We start from the raw sequence: 21,811 nt of genomic DNA on the forward strand, positions 1-21,811 counted from the left end.
AAAAAGACCGCGAATCGGCGGGCGGGTCGCCGCGAGCGGTCTCAGAGGACCCCGCCACAGGCCATGTCGGTCGTCCCGACGAGCTCCGCGGTGAGGGTACCGTCGGCGGCGACGGTCGCGGCGAACGTCTTCTCGTTGCAGTCGAACCGGTCGCGGTCCACGGCGAACGCGTCGACGTCGCCGGGGTGTCCGATGGCGAACGCGTAGTCGGCGCGAGCGTGCAGGCCGACGACGGCGTACGCGTCCGCCGGGAGCGTCCACGTCCGGTCGAAGACGGGGTCGTCGTCGGCGCGGAGCGAGCACGCGACGTCTCGCTCGCCGCTCGCGGCGTTCCGGACGACGACGGCGACGGGCGCGGGGCCGTCGTCGTTGTCGACGCGACCGACGGCGACGGCCGCCCAGCGGCGGGCGTCCTCTGGGAGTTGCGGCAGCAAGCCCGGGCCGGGGTATCGGTCCGGGTCGTCGTAGCTCCGGACGGGCGGCGGGCCGGAGGGCGACGAGAGGCAGCCGGCCGAGGTGAGTCCGATGCCAGCGCTCGCGGCGCTGGCGAGGAGGGCGCGACGGTTCACGCGGCCGGATTCCGACGGATTCGGCATAAGTCTCGTGTCGCTTGTGGGGATGACAGCAGCGGGCTTGCGGGGCCGACGCTCCGGGTTTCAAGACTGTCGGCGTCGAAGTGCGCGGTATGCCGACGGTCGAGCGCGACGGGACCGAGTTGTACTACGAGTCCGCGGGGAGCGGCGAGACGGTCGCGTTCGTCCCGGATATCGGGACGGGCGCGTGGCTGTGGGGCTGGCAGCACGCGGCGCTCGCGGGTCCCTACGAGGCGGTGGTGTGGAACCCGCGCGGGACCGGCGAGTCGTCGCGGCCGCGGGGAGACCTGTCGATGCGGACGTTCGCGAACGACCTGGACGCGGTCCTCGCCGATATCGGCGCGAGCGCGACGCACGTCGTCGGGTGCGGGCTCGGCGCGATGGTCGCCCTCGAGTACGCGCGCCGGAAGGGGCGAGCGCGCAAGCTCGTGCTCGTCTCGGGCGCTGCGAGCGGCGACGCGTACGACCCGGAGCCGCTGTTCGCGGAGCCGAGCGACGAGGTCGCGTGCCGCGAGACCCTCGAGTACGCGTTCAGCGACGACTTCCGCGCCCAGCAGCCCGACGCACTGGACGACATCGCGGCCTGGCGGGCCAGCGAGGACGCCGACCGCGAGTCCTGGGACCGCCAGCGCGCCGCACTCGACGAGTGGGACGCCGGCGCGCTCTACGAGCTGGACAACCCGGCGCTCGTCGTCGACGGCGGCGCCGACGAGCTCCTCGACGCGAGCGCGAGCGAACGCCTCGCCGACGACCTCCCGCGCGGCGAACGGCAGTCGTTCCCCGACGCCGGCCACTTCGTGCACGCCGAACGCTCCCGCGCCGTCAACGACGCGGTCCTCGGGTTCCTCGACGGCGAGTAGTCGACGCGTACGCGTCAGCCCCCAGCCCGCCGGTTCCGGCGTCCGTGACAGCGGCAAGGGTTCGACGTGGCGCAAGGGTTTTTCCGTCGCAGCCGTTCCGTTCTGGTGATGCGACGACCCCGTATCGCGTTCGTGGATGCTTCGCACGGCGACCCTGGAACGCGCCGGAACTTCCGGCGCGAACTCGACGCGGACCTCGTCGAGTTCGACGCGACCGAGTGCGAGCTCCCCTGCGACTTCGAGTACGACGCGGTCGTGGTGACGGGGTCGCGGTCGTCCGTGTACGAGGATGAGGCGTGGATCGCCCAGACGCGCGAGTGGGTGCGGGCGGCGATAGAGGACGAGGGCTTGCCGGCGCTGGGGGTCTGCTGGGGGCACCAGTTGCTCGCGGACGCGCTCGGCGGGACCGTCGCGGACATGGGCGAGTACGAGATCGGGTACCGCGAGGTCGAGCGTGCGTTCGACGACGGCGACGACGACGCGGACCCGCTGCTCTCGGGGCTGCCGTCGTCGTTCACCGCGTTCACGACGCACTCGGACTCGGTCGTGGAGCTCCCACCGGGTGCGACGGAGATCGCGACCAACGACTACGGGAATCACGGGTTCCGCGTCGGCGACGCGTTCGGCGTCCAGTTCCACCCCGAGTACGACCGCGAGATGGCGCGGTCGGTCACCGAGGGGAAAGACGAGTTGAGCGACGACCGCAAGCAAGCGGTGTACGACGGCATCACCGCGGAGAACTACGCGGCGGCGTGCGAGACGAAGGCGTTGTTCGAGAACTTCACGGCGTACGTTCGCGCGCACGCCGCCGACGGCGTCGCCGCGGACTGAGCGAGGTGTACGCTCGCTGTCGCTCGCTCGATGCGAGCGGAAGCGGCCGGGGCGTGCCGGGCGGGAACTGCAAGGTTCTTTGTCGCGTGCCACGACGCTGCTCGTGTGAACGTGGGTTCGATGGTCGTGGCGCTCGGGGAGCTACGGACGCGCGTCGCGGTGTACGTCGCGGTCGTGGTGGTGCTGGCGGTCGCACTGGGATTCCAGGCGGTGACCGCCGGCGGGACGACCACGGCGACGAGCGACGACGGTCGCTGGACGGCGACGGCACCGACCGATGCCGGGACGGCGACGACGGGCGGGAGTGGCGACGGCGGCGAGTCGATGGCGGCGCGCGACCGGTCGGGCGTGCTCGTGACCGTGCAGAGCTACGGCGGGTTCGGCGAGAACAACGGGCGTGCGGTCGTCGTCGAGGACGGCGACGTCGTGTGGTCGTTCGCGCCCGAGGACTCGCGGGTGTTCGACGCGGAGATGCTCGAGAACGGGGCCGTGCTGGTGTCGTACGCGACGCACCTCCCGGCGAGCGAATGCCCGGACAGGACGCTCGAACACAAGCCCGACCGGTGCGTGCGGAACAACGTCGTCGAACTCGACTACGACACGAAGGACGTCGTGTGGTCGTACCGCTGGTACGACGCGTTCATCGGGCATCACGAGGTCCACGACGCCGACCGCCTGCCGAACGGCGAGACCGCGATAATCGACATGGGGAACGACCGCGCGTTCGTCGTGAACGAGCGCAAGGACGTCGTGTGGAACTGGTCGGCGCGCGAGCACATCGGGCCGGGGAGCGACTTCTGGGAGACGTACGGCGGCCCGTCGGAGCCACGACCGGAGAGCGACTGGACGCACATGAACGACATCGACCAGCTCGCTGACGGCGACTTCTCGCTCTCGATACGGAACTTCGACGTCGTCCTGGAGGTGGACCGGTCGACGAAGGAGATAGAGCGCGTCGTCGGCGAGGTCCGCGAGAGCGGGACGGACGTCGAGGGCCGCGAGCCCATCCTCGACGACCAGCACAACCCGATGTGGGTGTCCGGCGAGCACGTGCTCGTCGCGGACTCGGAGGCAGACCGCATCGTGGAGGTGAACGCGTCGACCCAGGAGGTCGTGTGGTCGTACGACGACGGCCTGCTGTGGCCGCGGGACGCGGACCGCCTCCCGAACGGGAACACGCTCGTGACGAACTCGCTCCGGTACGAGGTCGAGGAGGTGACGCCCGACGGCGAGGTCGTCTGGCGGTACCAGGTCGCGTGGAACGGGAAGCGCGGCATCCCCTACGAGGCCGACCGCGTGCAGCTCCCCGAGGAACCGGACGGGATGCCGACGCTCGGCGATTCCGCGAGCGACGCGGCGACGGCGTCCGGGGCGTCGTCGACGGGGACGGCGACCCCCGAAGCGACCGCGGCGCCGTCCGAGACCGCCCCGCCGGAGGCGACCGGCGGCGGTTCGGGCGACGGAAGTGATACCGGCGAAAGCGCCGCAGGTGACGGCGGTGGCGGTGGTGGCGTCGTGGAGCGACTCGCCGGGTACGCGTACCTCTACCTCCCGTTCTGGGTTGGGCCGGGCGAGCTCGTGCTCATCGGTGGCGTCGTCGTCGTCGGTGTCGTCGCCGCGGTCGACGGCGTCGCGTTCGCGCTCGGACGACTCCGTGACGCGGTCGCGTGAGGAGACGGGTCGACGGCGTCGCGTTCGCGCTCGCGCTCGCGCGACGCCGTGACGTGGTCGCTGGCGTCGTTAGCGCGATTCGAGGTCGCGTTCGAGCGCGCGGAGGCGCTCGATGCGGTTCTCCGTACTGGGGTGCGTGCGGAAGAGGCTCCCGACGAACCCCTTCTTGATGGGGATGATGAAGAACGCGTTCATCTCCGATTGTTCGCGGGCGTCCTCGGTCGGAATCTTGTCCATGCGACCGCTGATCTTCATGAGTGCGGACGCGAGCGCGCTCGGTTTCCCCGTGATGGCGGCGCCGCCGCGGTCGGCGGCGTACTCGCGGTACCGCGAGAGCAACCTGATGAGGAGGAAGCTCACGATCCAGACGACGAGGGAGACGAGGATGGCGACGACGACGCCACCGCCTCCGTTCCGGTTCCGGCCGCCGCCGAAGAACGCGCCCCAGCGGACGATGAGGAACGCGAGGCTGGAGAGGAAGGAGGCGACGGTGATGACGAGGACGTCGCGGTTCTTGATGTGCGCGAGTTCGTGCGCGATGACGCCGTCGAGCTCGTCCTGGTCGAGGGTGTCCATGAGGCCGCGCGTGACGCAGACGGTCGCGTTCTTCCGGTTCCGGCCGGTCGCGAACGCGTTCGGGACCTGCGTGTCCGCGACCGCGACGGTCGGCATCGGGAGGTCGGCTTGCTGGCTGAGGCGCTGCACGGCCGCGTGGAGTTCCGGGTACTCCTCGCGGGAGACCTTCTTTGCGCCCATCCCGTAGAGCGCGATGCGGTCGCTGAAGTAGTACTGTGCGATCATGAACGCGCCCAGGCCGATGGCGATGATCCACCAGCGGGTGCCGAGTGCGACGGTGAGACCGGCGGCGAACACGAGGTAGACTGCGAACAGGAGGAACATGGTGATGCCCATGCGCGTCCGGAGTCCCCAGTCCGTCTTCCACTGCATGCGTTCACGTAGGCGTCGAACGGGGATAAATCCGGGTATGGCTCGCTTGGGCACGGATCGATGCGCGCCGGGTGGCGAAGCAACAAGGTTTACGTCGTGCTCGTGCGTTGACGTAACGAATGTCCACCCGCGAGGCTGGACTCCTCGAGTCGGGCATCACGCTCGTCACCGCGGTCGTCGTCGGCGCCGTCAGCGGCATCACGGTCGTCGCGGCACCGCCCGCGCTCACCGAACTCGTGGTGCTGGCGAGCGACCTCGCGGGGACGTTCTACGCGGGCGTCCTCCTCGGGACGATGCTCGGGCTCTTCCTCGCGGGCTTCACCGCGTTCCTCACGTATCGCGTCTACCGACTCCAGCAGGTGACGACCGGCGAGGTCGCCAGCGACATCGGGCCCGGGTTCGCGCCCACGGCCGCACCCGAGGTGACGTACTCGGGCGCGAGCGACCCGCCGTGGTTCGACATGTACCTCGTCGGCGTCGTCGTGGCGCTCGTCGTCGCGGTCGTCACGCCCGTCGTGTACGGCCCGCTCGCCGGTGGCGTGGTGGGTGCGCTCGCGAGCGCACGGCTGTTCGGCGGGCTCTGAGCGGACTCGCAGACTCCCGCGAGCACGTGACGACAATTTAAACCGGGGGAGGCGCCAACCGGAGTGTGATGAAGGTCGCCGACGTGGAGAACGTTCCCGATGCCTTCCGCGAGCAACTGCACGACGACGGCATCGAGGAGCTGTACCCGCCTCAGGCCGCGGCGGTGGAGGCGGGCGTCACGCGCGGCGAGAACGTGGTGGCGAGCGTGCCGACGGCGAGCGGGAAGACGCTCGTCGCGCAGCTCGCGATGCTATCCAAAGTCGCCGAGGGCGGGACGGCGCTGTACATCGTGCCGCTGCGGGCGCTCGCGAGCGAGAAGGCCGAGGAGTTCCGTGCGTTCGAGGCCTTCGGCGTCGACGTCGGGGTGTCGACGGGGAACTACGAGGGGACGAGCGAGTGGCTCGCGGAGAAGGACGTCGTGGTGGCGACGAGCGAGAAGGTGGACTCGCTCGTGCGGAACAACGCGTCGTGGCTCGGGAACGTCTCCTGCGTGGTCGCGGACGAGGTGCACCTGGTCGACGACCGCGAGCGCGGGCCGACGCTGGAGGTGACGCTCGCGAAGCTCCGGCAGTTGACGAGCGACCTCCAGGTCGTCGCGCTGTCGGCGACGGTCGGGAACGCCGAGGTCGTCGCGGAGTGGCTGGACGCCGAACTCGTCGACTCGGACTGGCGCCCCATCGAGTTGAAGAAGGGCGTGCACTACGGGTCGGCGCTGCACTTCGAGGACGACTCGCAGGTCGAGGTCCGCCCGAGGAGCGGCGAGAAACCCGAGGCGGCGCTCGTCCGGGACGCCCTCGAGGACGGTGGGTCGTCGCTCGTGTTCGTGAACTCGCGGCGGAACGCCGAGGCCGCCGCGCGCAGGCTCGGCGAGACCGTCAGGCCGTTCCTCACGGACGACGAGGCGGCGCGCTGCGAGGAACTGGCGGCGGAGATACGGGACGTGAGCGACACGGAGACGAGCGACGACCTCGCGGACGCGGTCGCGAACGGGGCCGCGTTCCACCACGCTGGATTGGCGAGCGAGCACCGGAGCATCGTCGAGGACGCGTTCCGCGACCGCACGCTGAAGGCCGTGAGCGCGACGCCGACGCTCGCGGCGGGCGTGAACACGCCGGCGCGCCGCGTCGTCGTCCGCGACTGGCAGCGCTACACGGGCAGCGGGATGGAGCCCTTGCCCGTGCTGGAGGTCCACCAGATGATGGGGCGCGCGGGACGCCCCGGCCTGGACCCCTACGGCGAGGCGGTGCTGCTCGCGAAGAGCCACGAGGACCTCGACGTCCTGTTCGAGGACTACGTCCGCGCCGACCCCGAGAAGTTGCGCTCGAAGCTCGTCGCCGAACCGGCGCTTCGGATGCACGTGCTGTCGACGGTCGCGAGCGGGTTCGCGCGCTCGCGGACCGCGCTCGTCGAGTTCCTCCGGGAGACCCTGTACGCGGTCCAGGAGGAGGACCCCCAGCGCCTCGAGTCGCTGCTCGACGACGTCATCCGGTACTTAGAGCAGAACGACTTCGTGACCCGGGACGGCGACGAGCTCGCGGCGACCGGGCTCGGGCACACGGTCAGTCGGCTCTACCTCGACCCGATGAGTGCCGCGGCAATCGTCGACGGCCTGAAGGCTGCCGACGGGAAGCCGTCCGCGCTCGGCCTCTACCAGCTGGTCTCTCGCACCCCGGACATGTACCAGCTCTACCTGAAGTCGGGGGACCGCGAGCAGTACACGGAGGAGTTCTACGAGCGCGAGCAGGAGTTCCTCGGCGCGGCGCCCAGCGAGTTCGAGGACGCGCGCTTCGAGGACTGGCTGAGTGCGTTGAAGACCGCGCGCCTCATGGAGGACTGGGCGAGCGAGCTCGACGAGGACACCATCACGACGCGGTACGGCGTCGGCCCGGGGGACGTCCGCGGGAAGACCGAGACCGCGGAGTGGCTCTTGGGTGCGGCGGAGTCGCTCGCGACCGAACTGGACCTCGGCGGGGACGTCGTCGTCGGCGTCCGCGAGGCCAGGAAGCGCGTGCAGGACGGCGTCAAGGAGGAACTACTGGACCTCGTGGGCGTCCGCGAGGTCGGTCGGAAGCGCGCTCGCCGGCTGTTCGACGCCGGTATCGAGACGCGCGCGGACCTGCGGGAGGCGCCGAAGGCGACGGTGCTCGCTGCGCTCGGCGGGAAGGAGAAGACCGCCGAGACGATCCTGGAGAACGCGGGCCGGCAGGACGCGTCGATGGCAGACGTCAGCGTCGACGACGCGCCCGAGGAGGTCGCTGCCGCCGCGGCCAGCAGTGGCGGGAGCGGTGGGAGCGCGAGCGGCGACGGGGACGACGGTGACGACGACCAACAGGCGAGCCTGGGTGACTTCTGATGCGGGTACTCGAAGGGACTGCGGCAGTCGACGACCTCGACGCGTTCGTCGCGGCGCTCGGCGACGTCGGCGACGCGCACGACTGCGTGGTCCAGGCGTTCGACGCGCGGTACGTCGCCGACCGCGAGCACCTCGCGACCGCACTCCGGTACGCCGCCCGCGCGCACCGACGCGGGGACGCCATCGCGCGCGACCCGGCGGTCGAGACGCTCCTGTACGCCGCCGGCCGCCGCCAGATCGACCGCGCGCTCGAGATGGGCGTCGACGAGGGCGTGCACGACGTCGCGGTCGTCGTCGCGAGCGACTTCCCCGAGGACCCGACGACCGAGAGCGACGCCGAACGCTACTGCGCGAGCGCGGTGACCGACCTGCTCGACGTCGTCGTCGACCGCAACGCCGGGAACGGGGACGACGACGCGACCGACGGCGTCGGGTTCGCGGCGACCGACCCCGGTCGCGTCCGCGAGTTCTTCGACGTCGGCGACGCCGAACTGGCGGCGACCGACGCCACGCTCGCGGCCCTGGTGCGCGAACGCGTCGTCCTGCTCTCCATCGACCACTGACCGCGCGGCCGACCCACTGGTCGTCCGTGCGAACCGGCGTAACGCTCAATCCCTCGCGCCCGAACGAACCCGTATGGGCGCGCACCTCGAGGACTCCCTGGACATCGGGTCGGTGACGGTCCCGAACCGCCTGTATCGCGCGCCGCTGCTCGAGTGCGCCGGGAACGGCCCGGACGCCGTCGACACGCTCGTCGCGGACCTGGAACCGGCCGCCGCGAGCGGCGTCGGCCTCGTCTTCCAGGGTGCGACCATCGTCCGCGAATCCGGCGGGTGTGCCGCGCCCGGGATGACCCGCGTCCACGACGACGACTTCGTCTCCCGGCTCTCGCGGCTCACCGACGCCATCCACGACCACGGCGGGAAGATCTTCGTGCAACTGGAGCACGGCGGCCTCCGGTCGATGGAGACCTGGCACGCCGGCTACCGCCGCGACCACCCCGACCAGACCCAGCTCGCGGTCTCGCGGCCGCCTTGGCAGTTGCGCGCGCTCGACCGCGTCGGGTTCCTCGACTACGACCCGCACGTGATGACGACCGCGGAGGTCGACGAGCTCGCCGCGGACTTCGGGCGGGCCGCCCGGCGCTGTGTGGGCGCGGGCTACGACGGCATCCACCTCGCCGGCGCGAACATGGGCCTGCTCCACCAGTTCGCGACGCCGTTCTACAACCGCCGGGACGACCGCTACGGCGACCGCTCCGCGTTCTTCGAGCGGGTGCTCGACGAGATACGCGACCGCGCCGGGTCGGTCCCCGTCGTGACGAAGGTGCCCGCGGAGACGCCCGCCCCGAGGATCGTCCGCCGGCACCTCGACCTCGAGGACGGCGTCGACCTCGCCGTCCGCCTCGCGGAGTACGGCTACGACGCCGTCGTCCCCGTCCAGACGAACGTCTTCTGGGACATGAGCATCGTCCGTGGCGCGTACCCGAAGCGCGCGTGGACCGACGAGTCGCTCCAGGACGCGTACGCCGAGGCGTTCGGGAGCCGGTGGCGTGCCCTGGGGGTCCGCGCACTCAACCGCCTGCAGGCTCGCCGCATGGACTTCGACGCGCCCTGGAACGCCGCGTTCTGCCGGCGCGTCCGCGACCGCGTGGACGTCCCCGTCCTCTGCGAAGGCGGCGTCCGCGAACGCGCTGAGATGGACCGCCTGCTCGGGGCGGCCGTCGACGACGCAGCCTCCGCCCGCGGCGACCGCGCGCCGGCCGCCGACGCCGTCGGCCTCGCACGCCCGTTCTACGCCGAACCCCGCCTCGGCGCACGCCTCCTCGACGACCACGGCCGCGACCACGTCACCCCGGCGACCCGCGTCGTCTGCGAGTCCTGCAACAACTGCACCGTCCCCCAGGCCACCGGCGCACCCGGCATCTGTCGAACGCCGAGCGTCCTCCGCGAACGCGGCCGCCTTGAGCAACGCGGCGCGTACGACCCTGACGACGAAAGCCCGAAACCACCCGAAACCGGCAAGCGAGACGCCGACGGGCCGACAGACCAATAACCCTCCACCCCAAAATTCCAAGGTACTTGTCACCGTCCAACAGGGGGTGGCGTGACACACATATGCCGCAATGTAACGTCTGCATGGCCGACGTCGACGAGAAAGAAGACACCCACATCGAGGTCGTCAAACCGATGGAGTACAAGGGCGAGACCCAGCAGATACGCCACTACTACTGCTCGGTCGCCTGCCTCATGGAACACGCCCAGGACTGACCGCGCCGACCACGCGCAGACCCCTTCGTTTCCACTGGAGAATCACACGAAGGCGTAACGGTCGATGGCGAAATCGGAGAAGTAGTTCCACCAGGATTCGAACCTGGGTCGTTGCCCCCAGAAGGCAACAGGATTGGCCGCTACCCCATGGAACTTATCTGACACGTCTCCCGGGTGTCGGCTCGCCGGAATCCAGCAGATAGTACCGGCCTTGGATATTTGAGTGTTGCGAATCGAACGAGGTACGCCATCCGGTACCGGGTCACCGGCGCGTCCTCCGCGAGCGTCCCAACCACGCCAGACTCCGATGCTATCGATCGGTGTCCGCATGAACGACGCCCGCATCTCGGTCGTTCAGGCTCGCTCGATGTCGACGCCATCGAGAGTGAACGGGTCGTCGAGCGTACCGGATGCCCGCGGGCAATGCAGTACGCTTCATGGGGTGACGACGAAACCTCCGCGAGTCCCCGGTTCGTGGTCGCTTGAACTCCCGAGACTGTGTTGACATCATTAGTAATTCGTATCGGTAGTTACTGATGATATAACGATTTTTGGGGCAGGGATTTGAACGGCCAGATGCTGTGGTATCCGACAACGCACTGCGCGTGGCTGGAACGCTGACAGTACTGCTTCTCGTGGTCACCGCGTCGCCGGCAGCGGCGGCTGCGGCGGGCGGAGCCACGACGAGTGACGCACCCGGTGCCGGCGACGCGGTCGCCGCGGCGGACTCGGCGACCGTCGCGCCCGACGGGAACGAGACGAACGCGACGACGCTGACGGTGCTCGCGTACAACGACGTCCAGACGGCGGCGTCGGACCCCGGCCGGATGGGTCGGCTCGTCGGCGTCGTGAACGAGCGACGGGCGGCGCACGACAACCCGACCGTCGTGGTCGGTGGCGGCGACGAGGTGAGTCCGAGTTCGCTGTCGCCGATCAGCCAGTGGCGCGTCCCGGTGGACGTGCTGAACGTCCTGGAGCCGGACGCGGAGGTCGTCGGGAACCACGACCTCGACTACGGGTTCGACGCGGTCGAGAACTACAGCGACGAGTCGGCGTTCCCGTGGCTCGCGGCGAACGTCGTCCACGAGGACGGCAGCTCGATTCCCGGGACGAAGAACTACACGATCGTGGAGCGCGACGGCGTGCGCGTCGGCGTCGTCGGCCTCGTCGACGACGCGATCAAGTCGAAGACGGCGGTCGACTTCGACGAGCGCGGGTATCGCGTCGCGGACTTCGCGCGCGTCGGCGACCGCATCGCGATGACGCTGAAGACCGAGAAGGACGTCGACGTGGTCGTCGCCGCGGCCCACATCGGCGTGCCCGAGTCGAAGGAGCTCGCGCGTGCGAGCGACGCCATCGACGTCATCGTGACCGGCGACGACGAGGTCGCGTACGCGCCGCGGACGACGAGCGGGACGACCATCGTCGAGGCCGAGGCCCGCGGCGCGTACGTCGGCGAGGTGAACCTGACCGTGAGCGACGACGGCGTGTCGCTGGCGAGCGGGCGCCTCGTCGCGGTCGACGAGAACTCGCCGGTGAACGAGACGGCGAAGGCCATTGTCGAGGACGCGCGCGGCGAGCAACTCGAGCGGGTCGCCGGCCGGACGACGGTCGCGCTGGATTCGACGTTCGCGTCGAACTACCACGACGAGACCGCGTGGGGGAACCTCGTGACGGACGCGTTCCGCGCGGAGACCGGGGCCGCGGTCGCGGTGACGAACGCGGGCGGCATCCGCGGGAACTTCGTGATGGAGCCCGGGACGGTGACGTACGGCGACGTGTACACGTCGCTGCCGTTCGGGAACTACCTGGTGACGAAGGAGATGACGGGCGAGCAGCTCCGCGAGCTCCTGGCGAGCCAGGTCGTGCCGCGGACGTCGAACTACGGCGCGGAGGCGAAGCTCCAGGTGAGCGGCGTCGCCTACGAGTTCGTCCCGGACGAGAACGCGACCCAGCCCGTCCAGGACGTGCGCGTGAACGGCGAGGCGCTCCGCGAGGACGCGACGTACAACGTGACGATCAACTCGTACATGGCCGGGTGGAGCTTCGAGGAGCGCTACGGCTGGTCGTTCGGCGACCTGCCGACGACGGGCGTCGACCAGTCGCTGTACGGGTCCGTGGTCGCGGAGTACGTCAACGAGACGACGCCGGTGTCGCCGGCTGACACGAACCGCATCCGCCGCGTCGACCTGCACGTCGGTGACGCGACGGTCCCGGTTCCGCCGGGGCGGTCGGACGAGCTGACGGTTCGCGTCGACGTGCCGGCGGGCGTGTCGTCGGTGAACGGGTCGACGGTCGACGTGCAGAACGCGACGACGGGGTCGGTGTCGGCGACGAGCGCGACGGTTCGCGACGGCGTGCTCGTCGCGACGTTCGACCGCGACGCCTTCGGGACCCTGGTCGCGTCGAGCGACGACCTCGACCTGTACGCGCACTACGACGGCAGCCTGTACGGCGCTGACAACTACTTCCGCGCGGCGATCCTGAACGTCGACCTCGACGTCCCGCCCGGTCACCAGGCGGGCGGCCCGGGGAACGCCTCCGAGGGCGAGCGCGGCCCGCCGTCGCACGCTGGCCCGCCCGAACACGCCGGGCCGCCGGCACACGCCGGTCCCTCGGCCAAGAAGGATGACGACGAGGACGACGATGACGAGAACGACGCCCTCGTCGCGGGCGCCGGTCGCGCCGTCGCCCTCCACTGACGGGGCGACGCGGACACCCTCGATTCTTCGCTGACCTGACCGGACCGTGTGACCTGCTCGCGGCGTGTGACCTGCCCGCGGCGTGCTGGGTCGCGCGCGACCGGTCGACGCTGACCGAGCACGCCGCGGGGACCACCGTTCGTGCATACATCGACGCCTATTAGGTGCCGAGTTGCGCACGGTCGTGTATGTACGTCGGACGATTCGTGGTCGTCGGGCCGGACGTGGCAGCGTATCGAGTGAGCTCGCGGTCGTTCCCGAACCGGGAGATCCGCGAGCGCGAGGACGCGCTGACGGTCGGGCCGACGCCGGACGCCCCCGAGACGGACAATCCGTACGTGGAGTACAACTGCGTGCGGGAGACGACCGACGGCGCGCAGGCGGTCCTGGGGAACGGCTCGCACGTCGACCCGGTCGTGGAGAAGCTCGACCTCGGGTATCCGGCGCGGGACGCCCTCGCGAGCGTCCTGCTCGCGCTCGACTTCGAGAAGGACGACTACGACACGCCCCGCGTCGCGGGCGTCCTCGACGACGACGGCGACGCGTACGTCGGTATCGTCCACCGCGACGCGCTGCTCGTCCGCGAGGTCGACGAACCGACCATCGTCGCGACCTACGAGACGGACGCACCCGAGCCGTTCGCGCTCGACGCGACGGACGCCGCGGGTGCGGCCGTCGAGGTCTACGAGCACGCGTTCGAGCACGCGGTCTGTGCCGCGGGCGTCGCCCGCGACGGCGACGGATTCGAGACCGCGATTCACAACGGGTAATTGCTCTGAGCCGGGTTTCCGGCCGTTAATCGTCGCCGTGGGCCTCGTGGGCGCGGGTGGCGTCGACGTGGAAGTGCTCGTCGACGTCGCCGGCGCGGCGGCGCTCGCAGAACTCGCTGGCGGCGTCCCGCCCGAGGTCGACGAGGTCCCCGATGAAGTCGGCGTCGCGGTCGAGTTTCGTCGCGTACGAGAGGTCGCGGTCGAGTTCGATGCGGCGGAGTTTCACCTGCTGGAAGTCGCTCTCGGGGAGGTGGCCGGCGTCGATCCAGTCGTTGACGCGCTCGAGGAAGTGCAGTTGTTGGTTGAGGGAGATGTTCCCGGAGAGTTCGTTCCGGCGGTCGCGGATCTCGCGGAGCGTCGTCGGTCGGTCGTCGGTGTCCTGCGGGTTGATCTGGACCACCCAGAGCTCCTCGGGTTTCCGGTGGCGGTCGACGTCCATGAGGTCGCGGATCGGTGGGTTGTTCGAGAACATGCCGTCCCAGTGGAGGTGCCCGTCGATCTCGACGCCGGGGAAGAGGTCGGGGATGGCGCTGGAGGCGAGGATGGCGTCGGCGGTCACCTCGGCGTCGACGAACGTCTCGAACGCGCCCGCGTCGACGTTCACGGTGCCGACGGCGAGCCGCGGGCACTCGGGCGTCGCGAGGTCGGGGAAGGCGTCGAAGTCGATGTTCGCGGTGAGTGCGCGTCGGAGGCGGCGCTGGCCGAGCGCTGCACCCGGGTTCTGGTAGGGACTGATGCCGGGCGTCGGGTACCCGCTCGCTTCGACGCTCGACCCCCAGACGGTGACGCCGTTGAGCGCGCGGTCCATCGGCGTGGTCGCCGCGACGTCGTGCCACACCGCCTCGAGGACGCTCGCGGGCGTCTCGTCGTCCGCGAGCAGGCCGTACCACGCGGCGCTCGCGCACACCGCACCGCCGCTCGTGCCGGAGAGCCCGACGATCTCGCAGTCCGGGTCGTCGAGCAGGACCTCGAGCGCGCCGGCGGTGAACGCGGTGTGGCTGCCGCCGCCCTGGCACGCGATGGCGACGCGCGTGCTATCGTCGGACTCGGTCGCCGCGTCGTCGCTCGCGCTGGGATCCGTCGCCGCGTCGTCGCTCGCGCTGGATTCGGTCGCGGTGTCGGGGTCGTCGACCATCAGTACGTGAAGAGGTGGCCGCCGTCCCACGTGAGGTCGCCGCCGTCGAGGTGCCGGCCGTGCTTGCTGAACCCGAGGACGAAGAGGTTCGCCACCTCGACGGGCTCCATCATCTCCTTGACCTTCGCGTCGCCGAGCATCACGTCCTCGACCACCGCCTGCTCGCTGATGCCGCGTTCCGCGGCGGTGTCGGGTATCTGTTCGGTGACCAGCGGCGTCTTCACGTAGCCCGTCGACACCGAGAACGCGCGGAGCGTCCCGTCGCCCTCGGCGGCGATGGACTGCGTGAGCCCCCGCAGGCCGAACTTCGCGGAGATGTACGCGGCCTTGTCCTCGGTCGCGGTATGCCCGTGGATGCTCGCCATGTTCCCGATGGCGCCCGTCCCCGCCGTCTCGTCGTCCTCGCCACCGCTCTCGCGGATGTGCGGCATCGCGTGCTTCGCGAGCACGAACGGCGCGCGCAGCATGACGCGATGCATGAGGTCGAACTTCTCGACGGGGAAGTCCTCGATGGGAGCGATGTGCTGGAGACCCGCGATGTTCGCGACGTACTTCACGTCGCCGTGGTCGGCGGCGGCGTCGACGATGCTCGCGATGTCGTCGTCGACGGTGAGGTCGGCCTCGTGCGTCTCGACTGCGCCGTCGACGTCGAGCTCGTCGGCGCGGTCGACGGCGTCCGCGAGCCCGGCCTCGTCGAGGTCCGTGGCGAGGACGGTGAGGCCGTTCGCGGCGAGCGCGACCGCTGTCGCACGACCGATACCGGACGCCGCGCCGGTGACGATGGCGACGTTCCCCGCCTCGAACGCGGGGTCGTCGACGGTCATGACGTTCTCGTGCGTGACGGGCTCGGGCGCGAAGTCCTCGGAATCGGAATCGGCGGTCATCGCCTAGATGCGCGCCCGCCGACGGGAAGAATCTACCTCCGGGGCATCTCGTCGGGCATGTATATTCACCGGGAGACTGAAAGGGTCGAGTGGCATATTCCGAGCGTATGCGTGTCGCCGTCATCTCCGACGTCCACGGGAATCGCGTGGCGCTCGATGCCGTTCTCGACGACATGCCTCGCGTCGCCGGCGTGCTCTGCGCTGGCGACGTCGTCGGCTACGGGCCGTGGCCGGCCGAGTGCGTCGACCGGGTGCGTCGCGAGGGCGCGACCGCCGTGATGGGGAACCACGACCGCGCGGTCGTCCAGGACTCGGGGTTCCGGTTCAACGACATGGCTCAGGCCGGCGTCGCGTACGCTCGCGAGCACCTCGACGACGACCACTTCGAGTACCTCGCCTCGCTTCCCGAGGAACGCCTCGCCGCCGACGGCCGAGTGAAGATCGTGCACGGTCACCCGGACGACCCCGACCACTACACGCGACCGCACGAGTTCTCGCCGCGCCTCCTGGACGACGAGGACGTCCTCGTCATGGGCCACACGCACGTCCAGGCCCACGAGAAGTACGGCGAGGGTATCGTGATGAACCCCGGGAGCGTCGGCCAGCCCCGCGACGGCGACCCCGACGCCGCGTACGCGCTCCTCGACCTCGACCGGATGACCGTCGAGGAACGCCGCGTCGAGTACGACGTCGACGCCGTCCAGGAGGCGGTCGAGGAAGCCGGGTTACCGAAACGCATCGGGACGCGCCTCGCTCGCGGCGAGTAGTCGACGCTCCCGTCACCGCCGACCGCACCACGCCTCCCCTCCCCCTGCTCGCAGCGCGCGCGGTCCCGCGTGCGCTGCTCGCGGCCCGGCCGGCGGGTCGAATCGAACGTGAGACCGCCGGCTGGCGCGCGCTGTCGCAGTCGCGCGACCGGAGGAGCGCGGCTGCGTCGATACCGTGCGAGGGAGGAGCGAGACGACGACCGGAGGGAGTCGGCGAGCGAGTCGGCTGGGGAGGCCGTGGCTGCGGTGCGGTCGCGGCGGGCACGGAGAACGAGTCACCGGACGCGAGCGACCATCGGGCGCGAGCCGTCCGGCCCTCTTTCACCCATGTTTTTGCGCCGAGTGGTTCCCGGAGCGAACGGAGTGAGCGGAGTGAGCGAGTGAACCCGAGGCGGGAAAAGCTGGTCAGTACCGGTCCTGGACGAGTTCGAGCGTCTCCTCGCGGTCGTCCCAGTCGACGAAGATGGCGACGCTCGTCGCCGACGTCATGACGTCGTGGATGTTGATGTTCGCGTCCGCGATGGGGTCGACGATGTCGCGGATGACGCCCGGTCGGTTCGGGAGTTCCCCGCCGGTGACGCGGACGACGGCGACGTCGTCGTCGACCGTGACCGAGGAGAGGTGCTCCTCGTCGATGACCTCGCGATGCAGGATGTTCTCCGCGCGCTCGGCCTCGGTCTCGTCCACGTAGAACGTCACCGAGTCCATGCCCGAGGAGACGGCGTCGACGTTGATGCCGGACTCCGAGAGGGACTTCGAGAGGGTGTGGAACACGCCCGTCTGGTTCCGGATGGCGCGGCCCGCGACCGTGAGGCACGCCAGCGGACTCTCGCGCATGTCCACGAGGTTCTCGAACTTCCCCGTCACGCGCGTCCCGCCCGAGAGCAGGTCGCCGTGCTGGTAGTGGACGACGCGAACGTTCAGGTCGTCGTCCTTGTAACTGAGCGCGGACGGCGCGACGACCTCGGCGCCGCGGAACGAGAGGTTCCGGAGTTCGTCCACCGATATCTGGCCGACGTTCCGCGCACCCTCGACGACGTGCGGGTCGCCCGTCATCACGCCCTCGACGTCGGTGATGATGACGACCTCGTCCGCGTCCATGTACTTCCCGAGCATCACCGCAGTCGTGTCACTCCCACCGCGACCGAGCGTCGTCACGGTCCCGTCCGGCCCCTCCGCGAGGAACCCCGTGATGACCGGGACCGTCTCCGTGAGGTCGCTCGCGACCGCCGCCGCGCGCTCGGTCGTCGTCTCGACGTCCACCTCGCCCGCCTCGTTCGTCACGACCGGCCAGTCGTCGACGCCCGGTTCGTAGAACTTCGCGTCGATACCGCGCGCGGCGAGCGCCGCCTTCAGCATCCGGACCGACGTCCGCTCGCCCATCGACACGATCTCCGCGCGGTCGAGTTCGTCGACCTCGAACTGGATCTCGTCCAGGAGCTCGTCGGTCGTGTTCCCCATCGCGCTCGCGACCACCGCGATCTCGTGGCCCTCGCGGACCGCCGCCGCGATCGAGTCCGCTGCACGATTGATGCGGTCCCCACTGCCGAGGCTCGTCCCACCGAACTTCGCGACTACGCGCATCCCGCCACCTCGTGACCGTCGACGTCCGCACTTCGGAGAGTCATGGCCCCACCTAACCCGCGCCGCGAGATAACTCCTGTCCTCCGGGGAAAGAACTGCCGGTCACCCACGCGCGTATCCCCGAGAACCGCTCCGGTATCACGGTCACTCCGTCGGGTGAGACGCCCGGCCGACCGCCGCGTCGTCGCGGGGAGTTATGGTCGTGCGGTTCGTTAGCAATCGATGATGCGTGTACGTGACGCGGTGGAAGCGGATGCGGAGGCGATGGCGGCCATCGCCGACGCGCCGGCGGACGTGATGCGGAACATCGTCCACGACCGGACGGTCCGCGTCGTCGAACGGGAGGCCAACGCCAGGGACGAGAACGCCGACGCGAACGACGCGGACCCCGACGACGTCGTCGGGTTCGTGAGCTTCGACGTGCGCGGCGACGTCGTCCACGTCACACAGATAGACGGGACGCCCGACGCGTGCGAGTTACTGCTCGCCGAACCCATCCGGTTCGCCGAACACGAGAGCATGCGCGTGGAACTCCTCGTCACCGACGCGGACGGCGACGTCGCCGCAGCCGCCGAACGCGTCGGCTTCCGGAACGACGGCTCCGGCCCGCGCTTCGACGGCGAACGGACCGTCCGCTACCGGCTCTCACCCGCCTGAATCCTCCCGCACCGGCCCGAACCTCGCTCTCGGTCGACGTAGCGGCCCGAACCTCGCTCTCGGTCGAGTCGCTCGACTCGGCGTCGCGCGCGGTTAGCTGAACTTCCGGATGGTGACGTCGAGCGTGTCGAGGTCGACGATGGGCGCGTACCCCGAGTCGGGGTCGATGTTCACGGACTTCTGGAAGTCCGTCTGTTCCTGCCAGCACCCGGAGTTGATGGCGAGGACGTTGTGGTACTTCCCGTACCCGAGCTTGTGGACGTGGCCCGTGTGGAAGACGTCGGGGACGTCGTCGATGACGAGGTAGTCCTGCTCCTCGGGCGCCAGTCGCGTGTGCCCGCCGTACTGGGGGGCGACGTGACGTTTCTTGAGCAGGTGGTACATCGCCTTGTGCGGTTCGTCGTAGCTCGCCTTCTCCTCGGGGAACTCCGCGATGACCTCGTCGAGACTCACGCCGTGGTACATCAGCACCGACACGCCCTCGACGGTCACCGTCGACGGGTTCCCGACGATGCGCGCGTCGTGCGCCGACATGATGTCGCGGAGCTCCTCGTCGAACCCGGGCTGTGGTTCCGCGAGCCGCACCGCGTCGTGGTTCCCCGGGATCATGATTATCTCCATGTCTCCCGGAACCTGCTTGAGGTACTCGCTGAACCGCTCGTACTGCTCGTAGAGGTCGATGACGTCCAGTTCCTCGTCCTGGTTCGGGTAGACGCCGACGCCCTCGACCATGTCGCCCGCGATGAGGAGGTACTCGACGTGCTCGGCCTGCTTCGTATGCAACCATTCGGTGAACTGCGTCCACGCCTCGGCCATGAACTCCTGGCTGCCGACGTGGACGTCGCTGACGAGCGCCGCCTGCACGTGTCGGTCCGCCGTACTGGGCTTGTACGTGCGGGGAACGTCCGGGAAGTAGAGTTCGTCGACGAACACGATACCGGCGTCGTCGCTGAGCGTCCCCTCGATCGCGATCACCTCGTCGAACAGCAGTTCGTCGACGCTGTCCGCGAGGTCGCGGTCCTTCGTGACGAGACACGGGAAGACACCGTTCGTGTCCTCGAGTTCCACGATCCAGTGGCCGTTCTTCGTCGACCGGACGTCGTTCACCATCCCGACGAGCCCGACGTCGCTCCCGCCGACCATGTCCTCGATGCTGTCCGTGGGGCGGTGGTTGACGCGCCCGCGGAGCTTGCTCCCGAGGCGGTCGTAGCGGTCGCGGAACACCTTCACGAAGTCGTCGTACGCGCCGGTCCCCGTCGAGTGTCCGGTGACGTCCCCGACTATCTCGACGGACCGCAGCGCCTCGTCGACCGTCCGCTCGAACGAACCAGACCCCTTCGCTTCGACTGGAGACCGACCGGTGTTTCCGTCGTTCGAAGTCGCATCGACCTCGTTCGCGGCGTTCGTTCCACTCGAAACAGAGGGGTCTGCTGGCGGGGTGTTCGCGTCGCTTCCACCACCGGGACGGCTGGTTCCACGGCCTCCGTCAAGGGCCGCCTCGACGTCCGCGCGCGTCACCTTGAACGCGTCCGCCGGGAGCTCGTCCACCACGCGCGCGATCGCCGCCGCAGAATCGTCCGCACTCGAAAGGAGGGTCACCGCTTCCCGCTCCGCGTTGTAGCCGCGGCTCGCGAGCTCGCGAACCACCCGCGCCGGCGCCTCCTGTGGCACACCACTCGAAAGCGGACGGGCAGCAAAAAGGATAGCGGAACCACCGACGCGCCACGAGCCCGCGAGACGCACGCCGCTCCCCGACGCCACGAGACAGAAGGTTCATTTCGAGGCCGCCGCAACCTCGACCAAGATGAACGGGCACGACCCCGACGACAGGGGCGACGACGCCGACGGGACGGCCGACGACACAGCGGAGCGTCCCGACGGCTGGCCCGACGACTGGACCACCGCCAGCGACGACCCGCAACCACCGCACGACGAGTCCACCAGCGACGACGCGCAACCACCGCACGATGAATCCGCTAGCGACGACGCGCAACCACCGCACGATGAATCCGCTAGCGACGACGCGCAACCACCGCACGATGAATCCGCTAGCGACGACGCGCCGACGGACGACGGCGCAGCTGACCGCGACGAGAACGCCGACCCGACGGTGGACGTGACCGCAGACGACCACGACACCACTGACGCCATCGACGCCGCCGACCCCATCGACGACGCCACCGCTGAGACCACCGACGACGCCAGGGCACGTGGCGACGAACCCGTGCCGACCGGCGACCGCGAGTCGACGCTCGGCGAGCGCTCGACCCCGGAGAAACCGCCGGCGCACGACGTCGACGACGCCCCGCCGACGATCGCCGACGACGGCCTCCTCACGTGGTTCCTGAACTCGCCGAACGGGAGCGTCGTGTTCGTCCGCGACGTCGTCTCGAGCATCGCTGCGGTCGCCGCCATCGGGCTCGTCCTCTTCGCCATCTCCGGCATCTGGCCGCCGCTCGTTGCCGTCGAATCCGGCAGCATGGAACCCCACATGAGCAAAGGCGACCTCGTGTTCATCGTCGACGAACAACGATACGCGCCACAGAGCGCCGTCCAGGACACCGGCGTCTCCACGCACACGAGCGCGCAAGCAGCGAACGGCTACTCGAAGTTCGGGAACTACGGCGACGTCGTCGTCTACCGCCCGTACGGCGACCGCGGAGCCACGCCCATCATCCACCGTGCCCGCTTCTACGTCGAAGAAGGCGAGAACTGGGTGAAAGACGCCGACTCCGACCACCTGGGTAGCGTCGACACCTGCACCGAAGTCCCGCGGAACCAGTGCCCCGCTCCCTACGACGGCTTCATCACGAAAGGCGACGCGAACAGCAACTACGACCAGGTCCAATCGCAGAGCGACATCGTCAAGCCCGAATGGGTCCGCGGCAAGGCACAGGTCCGCGTTCCCCTCCTCGGGTGGATCCGCCTCCAGTTCGCGAAACTCACCGCCGTCACCGCCACCTCCGTCACGCCGACGGTCCCAGCGAACGGGCCAGCGTTGTTCGCTCGCCTCGGCGCACTCGGTGCCGCAGCAGGCGCCGCCGTCGTCGCAACCCGAACCTGAGTAAACCACGCGAGCCCCAACCTGAGCAAACCACGGAGTCCTAGCCCGGACGCTGAACGAACCTCTCAAACACCGATACTACCTCCATTCGAAACAGACGTAATTCGACGCCCATCGGTCGAAACCCAACCCCCTTC

At 69.6% G+C, this 21,811-nt stretch carries 19 protein-coding genes and 1 tRNA gene; 13 read left to right on the top strand and 7 right to left on the bottom strand.

What is annotated here, in order from left to right:
* Positions 1 to 41: 41 nt before the first annotated feature.
* Positions 42 to 569, bottom strand: coding sequence for a hypothetical protein (locus LI336_RS15895; RefSeq protein ID WP_227134134.1), 528 nt, complete (start codon positions 567 to 569; stop codon positions 42 to 44).
* A gap of 116 nt (positions 570 to 685) precedes the next feature.
* On the opposite strand from LI336_RS15895, the gene LI336_RS15900 reads away from it, so the two are divergent.
* The 3 genes from LI336_RS15900 to LI336_RS15910 all read left to right on the top strand — a co-directional run bounded on the left by LI336_RS15900 (position 686) and on the right by LI336_RS15910 (position 3,955).
* Positions 686 to 1,453, top strand: a complete 768-nt coding sequence (locus tag LI336_RS15900; protein ID WP_227134135.1) for an alpha/beta fold hydrolase — start codon at positions 686 to 688, stop codon at positions 1,451 to 1,453.
* A gap of 108 nt (positions 1,454 to 1,561) precedes the next feature.
* Entirely contained in the window at positions 1,562 to 2,284 is a 723-nt protein-coding gene (locus tag LI336_RS15905; RefSeq protein ID WP_227134136.1) for a type 1 glutamine amidotransferase, read from the top strand.
* A 105-nt stretch (positions 2,285 to 2,389) separates the two neighbouring features.
* Positions 2,390 to 3,955 carry an aryl-sulfate sulfotransferase gene (locus LI336_RS15910; RefSeq protein WP_227134137.1) on the top strand — a complete coding sequence of 522 codons (1,566 nt, stop codon included), beginning with the start codon at positions 2,390 to 2,392 and terminating at the stop codon, positions 3,953 to 3,955.
* Positions 3,956 to 4,024: 69 nt separating this feature from the next.
* On the opposite strand, the gene htpX is transcribed toward LI336_RS15910, so the two are convergent.
* Entirely contained in the window at positions 4,025 to 4,903 is an 879-nt protein-coding gene (gene htpX / locus LI336_RS15915) for a zinc metalloprotease HtpX (RefSeq protein ID WP_227134138.1), read from the bottom strand.
* A gap of 119 nt (positions 4,904 to 5,022) precedes the next feature.
* Between htpX and LI336_RS15920 the strand changes: the two genes are divergently transcribed.
* From LI336_RS15920 to LI336_RS15940, 5 genes are all read left to right on the top strand, one after another.
* Complete coding sequence (locus LI336_RS15920; RefSeq protein ID WP_227134139.1) at positions 5,023 to 5,487, top strand: hypothetical protein; 465 nt, start codon at positions 5,023 to 5,025, stop codon at positions 5,485 to 5,487.
* Positions 5,488 to 5,555: 68 nt separating this feature from the next.
* Entirely contained in the window at positions 5,556 to 7,841 is a 2,286-nt protein-coding gene (locus tag LI336_RS15925; RefSeq protein WP_227134267.1) for an ATP-dependent DNA helicase, read from the top strand.
* Positions 7,841 to 8,404, top strand: coding sequence for a KEOPS complex subunit Cgi121 (gene cgi121, locus LI336_RS15930; RefSeq protein ID WP_227134140.1), 564 nt, complete (start codon positions 7,841 to 7,843; stop codon positions 8,402 to 8,404). The genes LI336_RS15925 and cgi121 overlap by 1 nt, the downstream gene beginning before the upstream one ends.
* A gap of 73 nt (positions 8,405 to 8,477) precedes the next feature.
* Entirely contained in the window at positions 8,478 to 9,896 is a 1,419-nt protein-coding gene (locus LI336_RS15935) for an oxidoreductase (RefSeq protein WP_227134141.1), read from the top strand.
* A 62-nt stretch (positions 9,897 to 9,958) separates the two neighbouring features.
* Positions 9,959 to 10,111 (top strand): hypothetical protein, encoded by a 153-nt coding sequence (locus tag LI336_RS15940; protein ID WP_227134142.1) that lies wholly within the window; start codon positions 9,959 to 9,961, stop codon positions 10,109 to 10,111.
* An 82-nt stretch (positions 10,112 to 10,193) separates the two neighbouring features.
* Here LI336_RS15940 and LI336_RS15945 read toward each other — a convergent pair.
* Positions 10,194 to 10,266: transfer RNA gene (locus LI336_RS15945), tRNA-Gln, on the bottom strand.
* 426 nt (positions 10,267 to 10,692) lie between these two features.
* Between LI336_RS15945 and LI336_RS15950 the strand changes: the two genes are divergently transcribed.
* Both LI336_RS15950 and LI336_RS15955 read left to right on the top strand, forming a co-directional pair.
* Positions 10,693 to 12,813, top strand: a complete 2,121-nt coding sequence (locus LI336_RS15950) for a 5'-nucleotidase C-terminal domain-containing protein (RefSeq protein ID WP_227134143.1) — start codon at positions 10,693 to 10,695, stop codon at positions 12,811 to 12,813.
* 188 nt (positions 12,814 to 13,001) lie between these two features.
* Positions 13,002 to 13,583, top strand: a complete 582-nt coding sequence (locus LI336_RS15955; RefSeq protein WP_227134144.1) for an IMP cyclohydrolase — start codon at positions 13,002 to 13,004, stop codon at positions 13,581 to 13,583.
* Between the two features lie 25 nt (positions 13,584 to 13,608).
* Here the strand turns inward: LI336_RS15955 and LI336_RS15960 are convergent, their stop codons facing one another.
* Complete coding sequence (locus LI336_RS15960; protein ID WP_227134145.1) at positions 13,609 to 14,718, bottom strand: patatin-like phospholipase family protein; 1,110 nt, start codon at positions 14,716 to 14,718, stop codon at positions 13,609 to 13,611.
* Positions 14,718 to 15,602 carry an SDR family NAD(P)-dependent oxidoreductase gene (locus LI336_RS15965; protein ID WP_227134146.1) on the bottom strand — a complete coding sequence of 295 codons (885 nt, stop codon included), beginning with the start codon at positions 15,600 to 15,602 and terminating at the stop codon, positions 14,718 to 14,720. The genes LI336_RS15960 and LI336_RS15965 overlap by 1 nt, the downstream gene beginning before the upstream one ends.
* A 107-nt stretch (positions 15,603 to 15,709) precedes the next feature.
* Between LI336_RS15965 and LI336_RS15970 the strand changes: the two genes are divergently transcribed.
* Positions 15,710 to 16,369, top strand: a complete 660-nt coding sequence (locus LI336_RS15970) for a metallophosphoesterase family protein (RefSeq protein WP_227134147.1) — start codon at positions 15,710 to 15,712, stop codon at positions 16,367 to 16,369.
* A gap of 405 nt (positions 16,370 to 16,774) precedes the next feature.
* Here the strand turns inward: LI336_RS15970 and LI336_RS15975 are convergent, their stop codons facing one another.
* Positions 16,775 to 17,953 (bottom strand): aspartate kinase, encoded by a 1,179-nt coding sequence (locus LI336_RS15975; protein ID WP_227134148.1) that lies wholly within the window; start codon positions 17,951 to 17,953, stop codon positions 16,775 to 16,777.
* Between the two features lie 225 nt (positions 17,954 to 18,178).
* On the opposite strand from LI336_RS15975, the gene LI336_RS15980 reads away from it, so the two are divergent.
* A complete protein-coding gene (locus LI336_RS15980) occupies positions 18,179 to 18,610 on the top strand; it encodes a hypothetical protein (RefSeq protein WP_227134268.1) in 432 nt (143 codons plus the stop codon).
* A 93-nt stretch (positions 18,611 to 18,703) separates the two neighbouring features.
* Here LI336_RS15980 and LI336_RS15985 read toward each other — a convergent pair whose 3' ends face one another.
* Entirely contained in the window at positions 18,704 to 20,281 is a 1,578-nt protein-coding gene (locus tag LI336_RS15985; protein WP_227134149.1) for a DNA-directed DNA polymerase II small subunit, read from the bottom strand.
* Between the two features lie 133 nt (positions 20,282 to 20,414).
* Between LI336_RS15985 and LI336_RS15990 the strand changes: the two genes are divergently transcribed.
* Positions 20,415 to 21,674 carry a S26 family signal peptidase gene (locus LI336_RS15990; protein WP_227134150.1) on the top strand — a complete coding sequence of 420 codons (1,260 nt, stop codon included), beginning with the start codon at positions 20,415 to 20,417 and terminating at the stop codon, positions 21,672 to 21,674.
* Positions 21,675 to 21,811 lie beyond the last annotated feature (137 nt).

Origin of the sequence: Halorubellus salinus, from assembly GCF_020567525.1 — an archaeon.
Classification (GTDB): domain Archaea; phylum Halobacteriota; class Halobacteria; order Halobacteriales; family Natrialbaceae; genus Halorubellus; species Halorubellus salinus.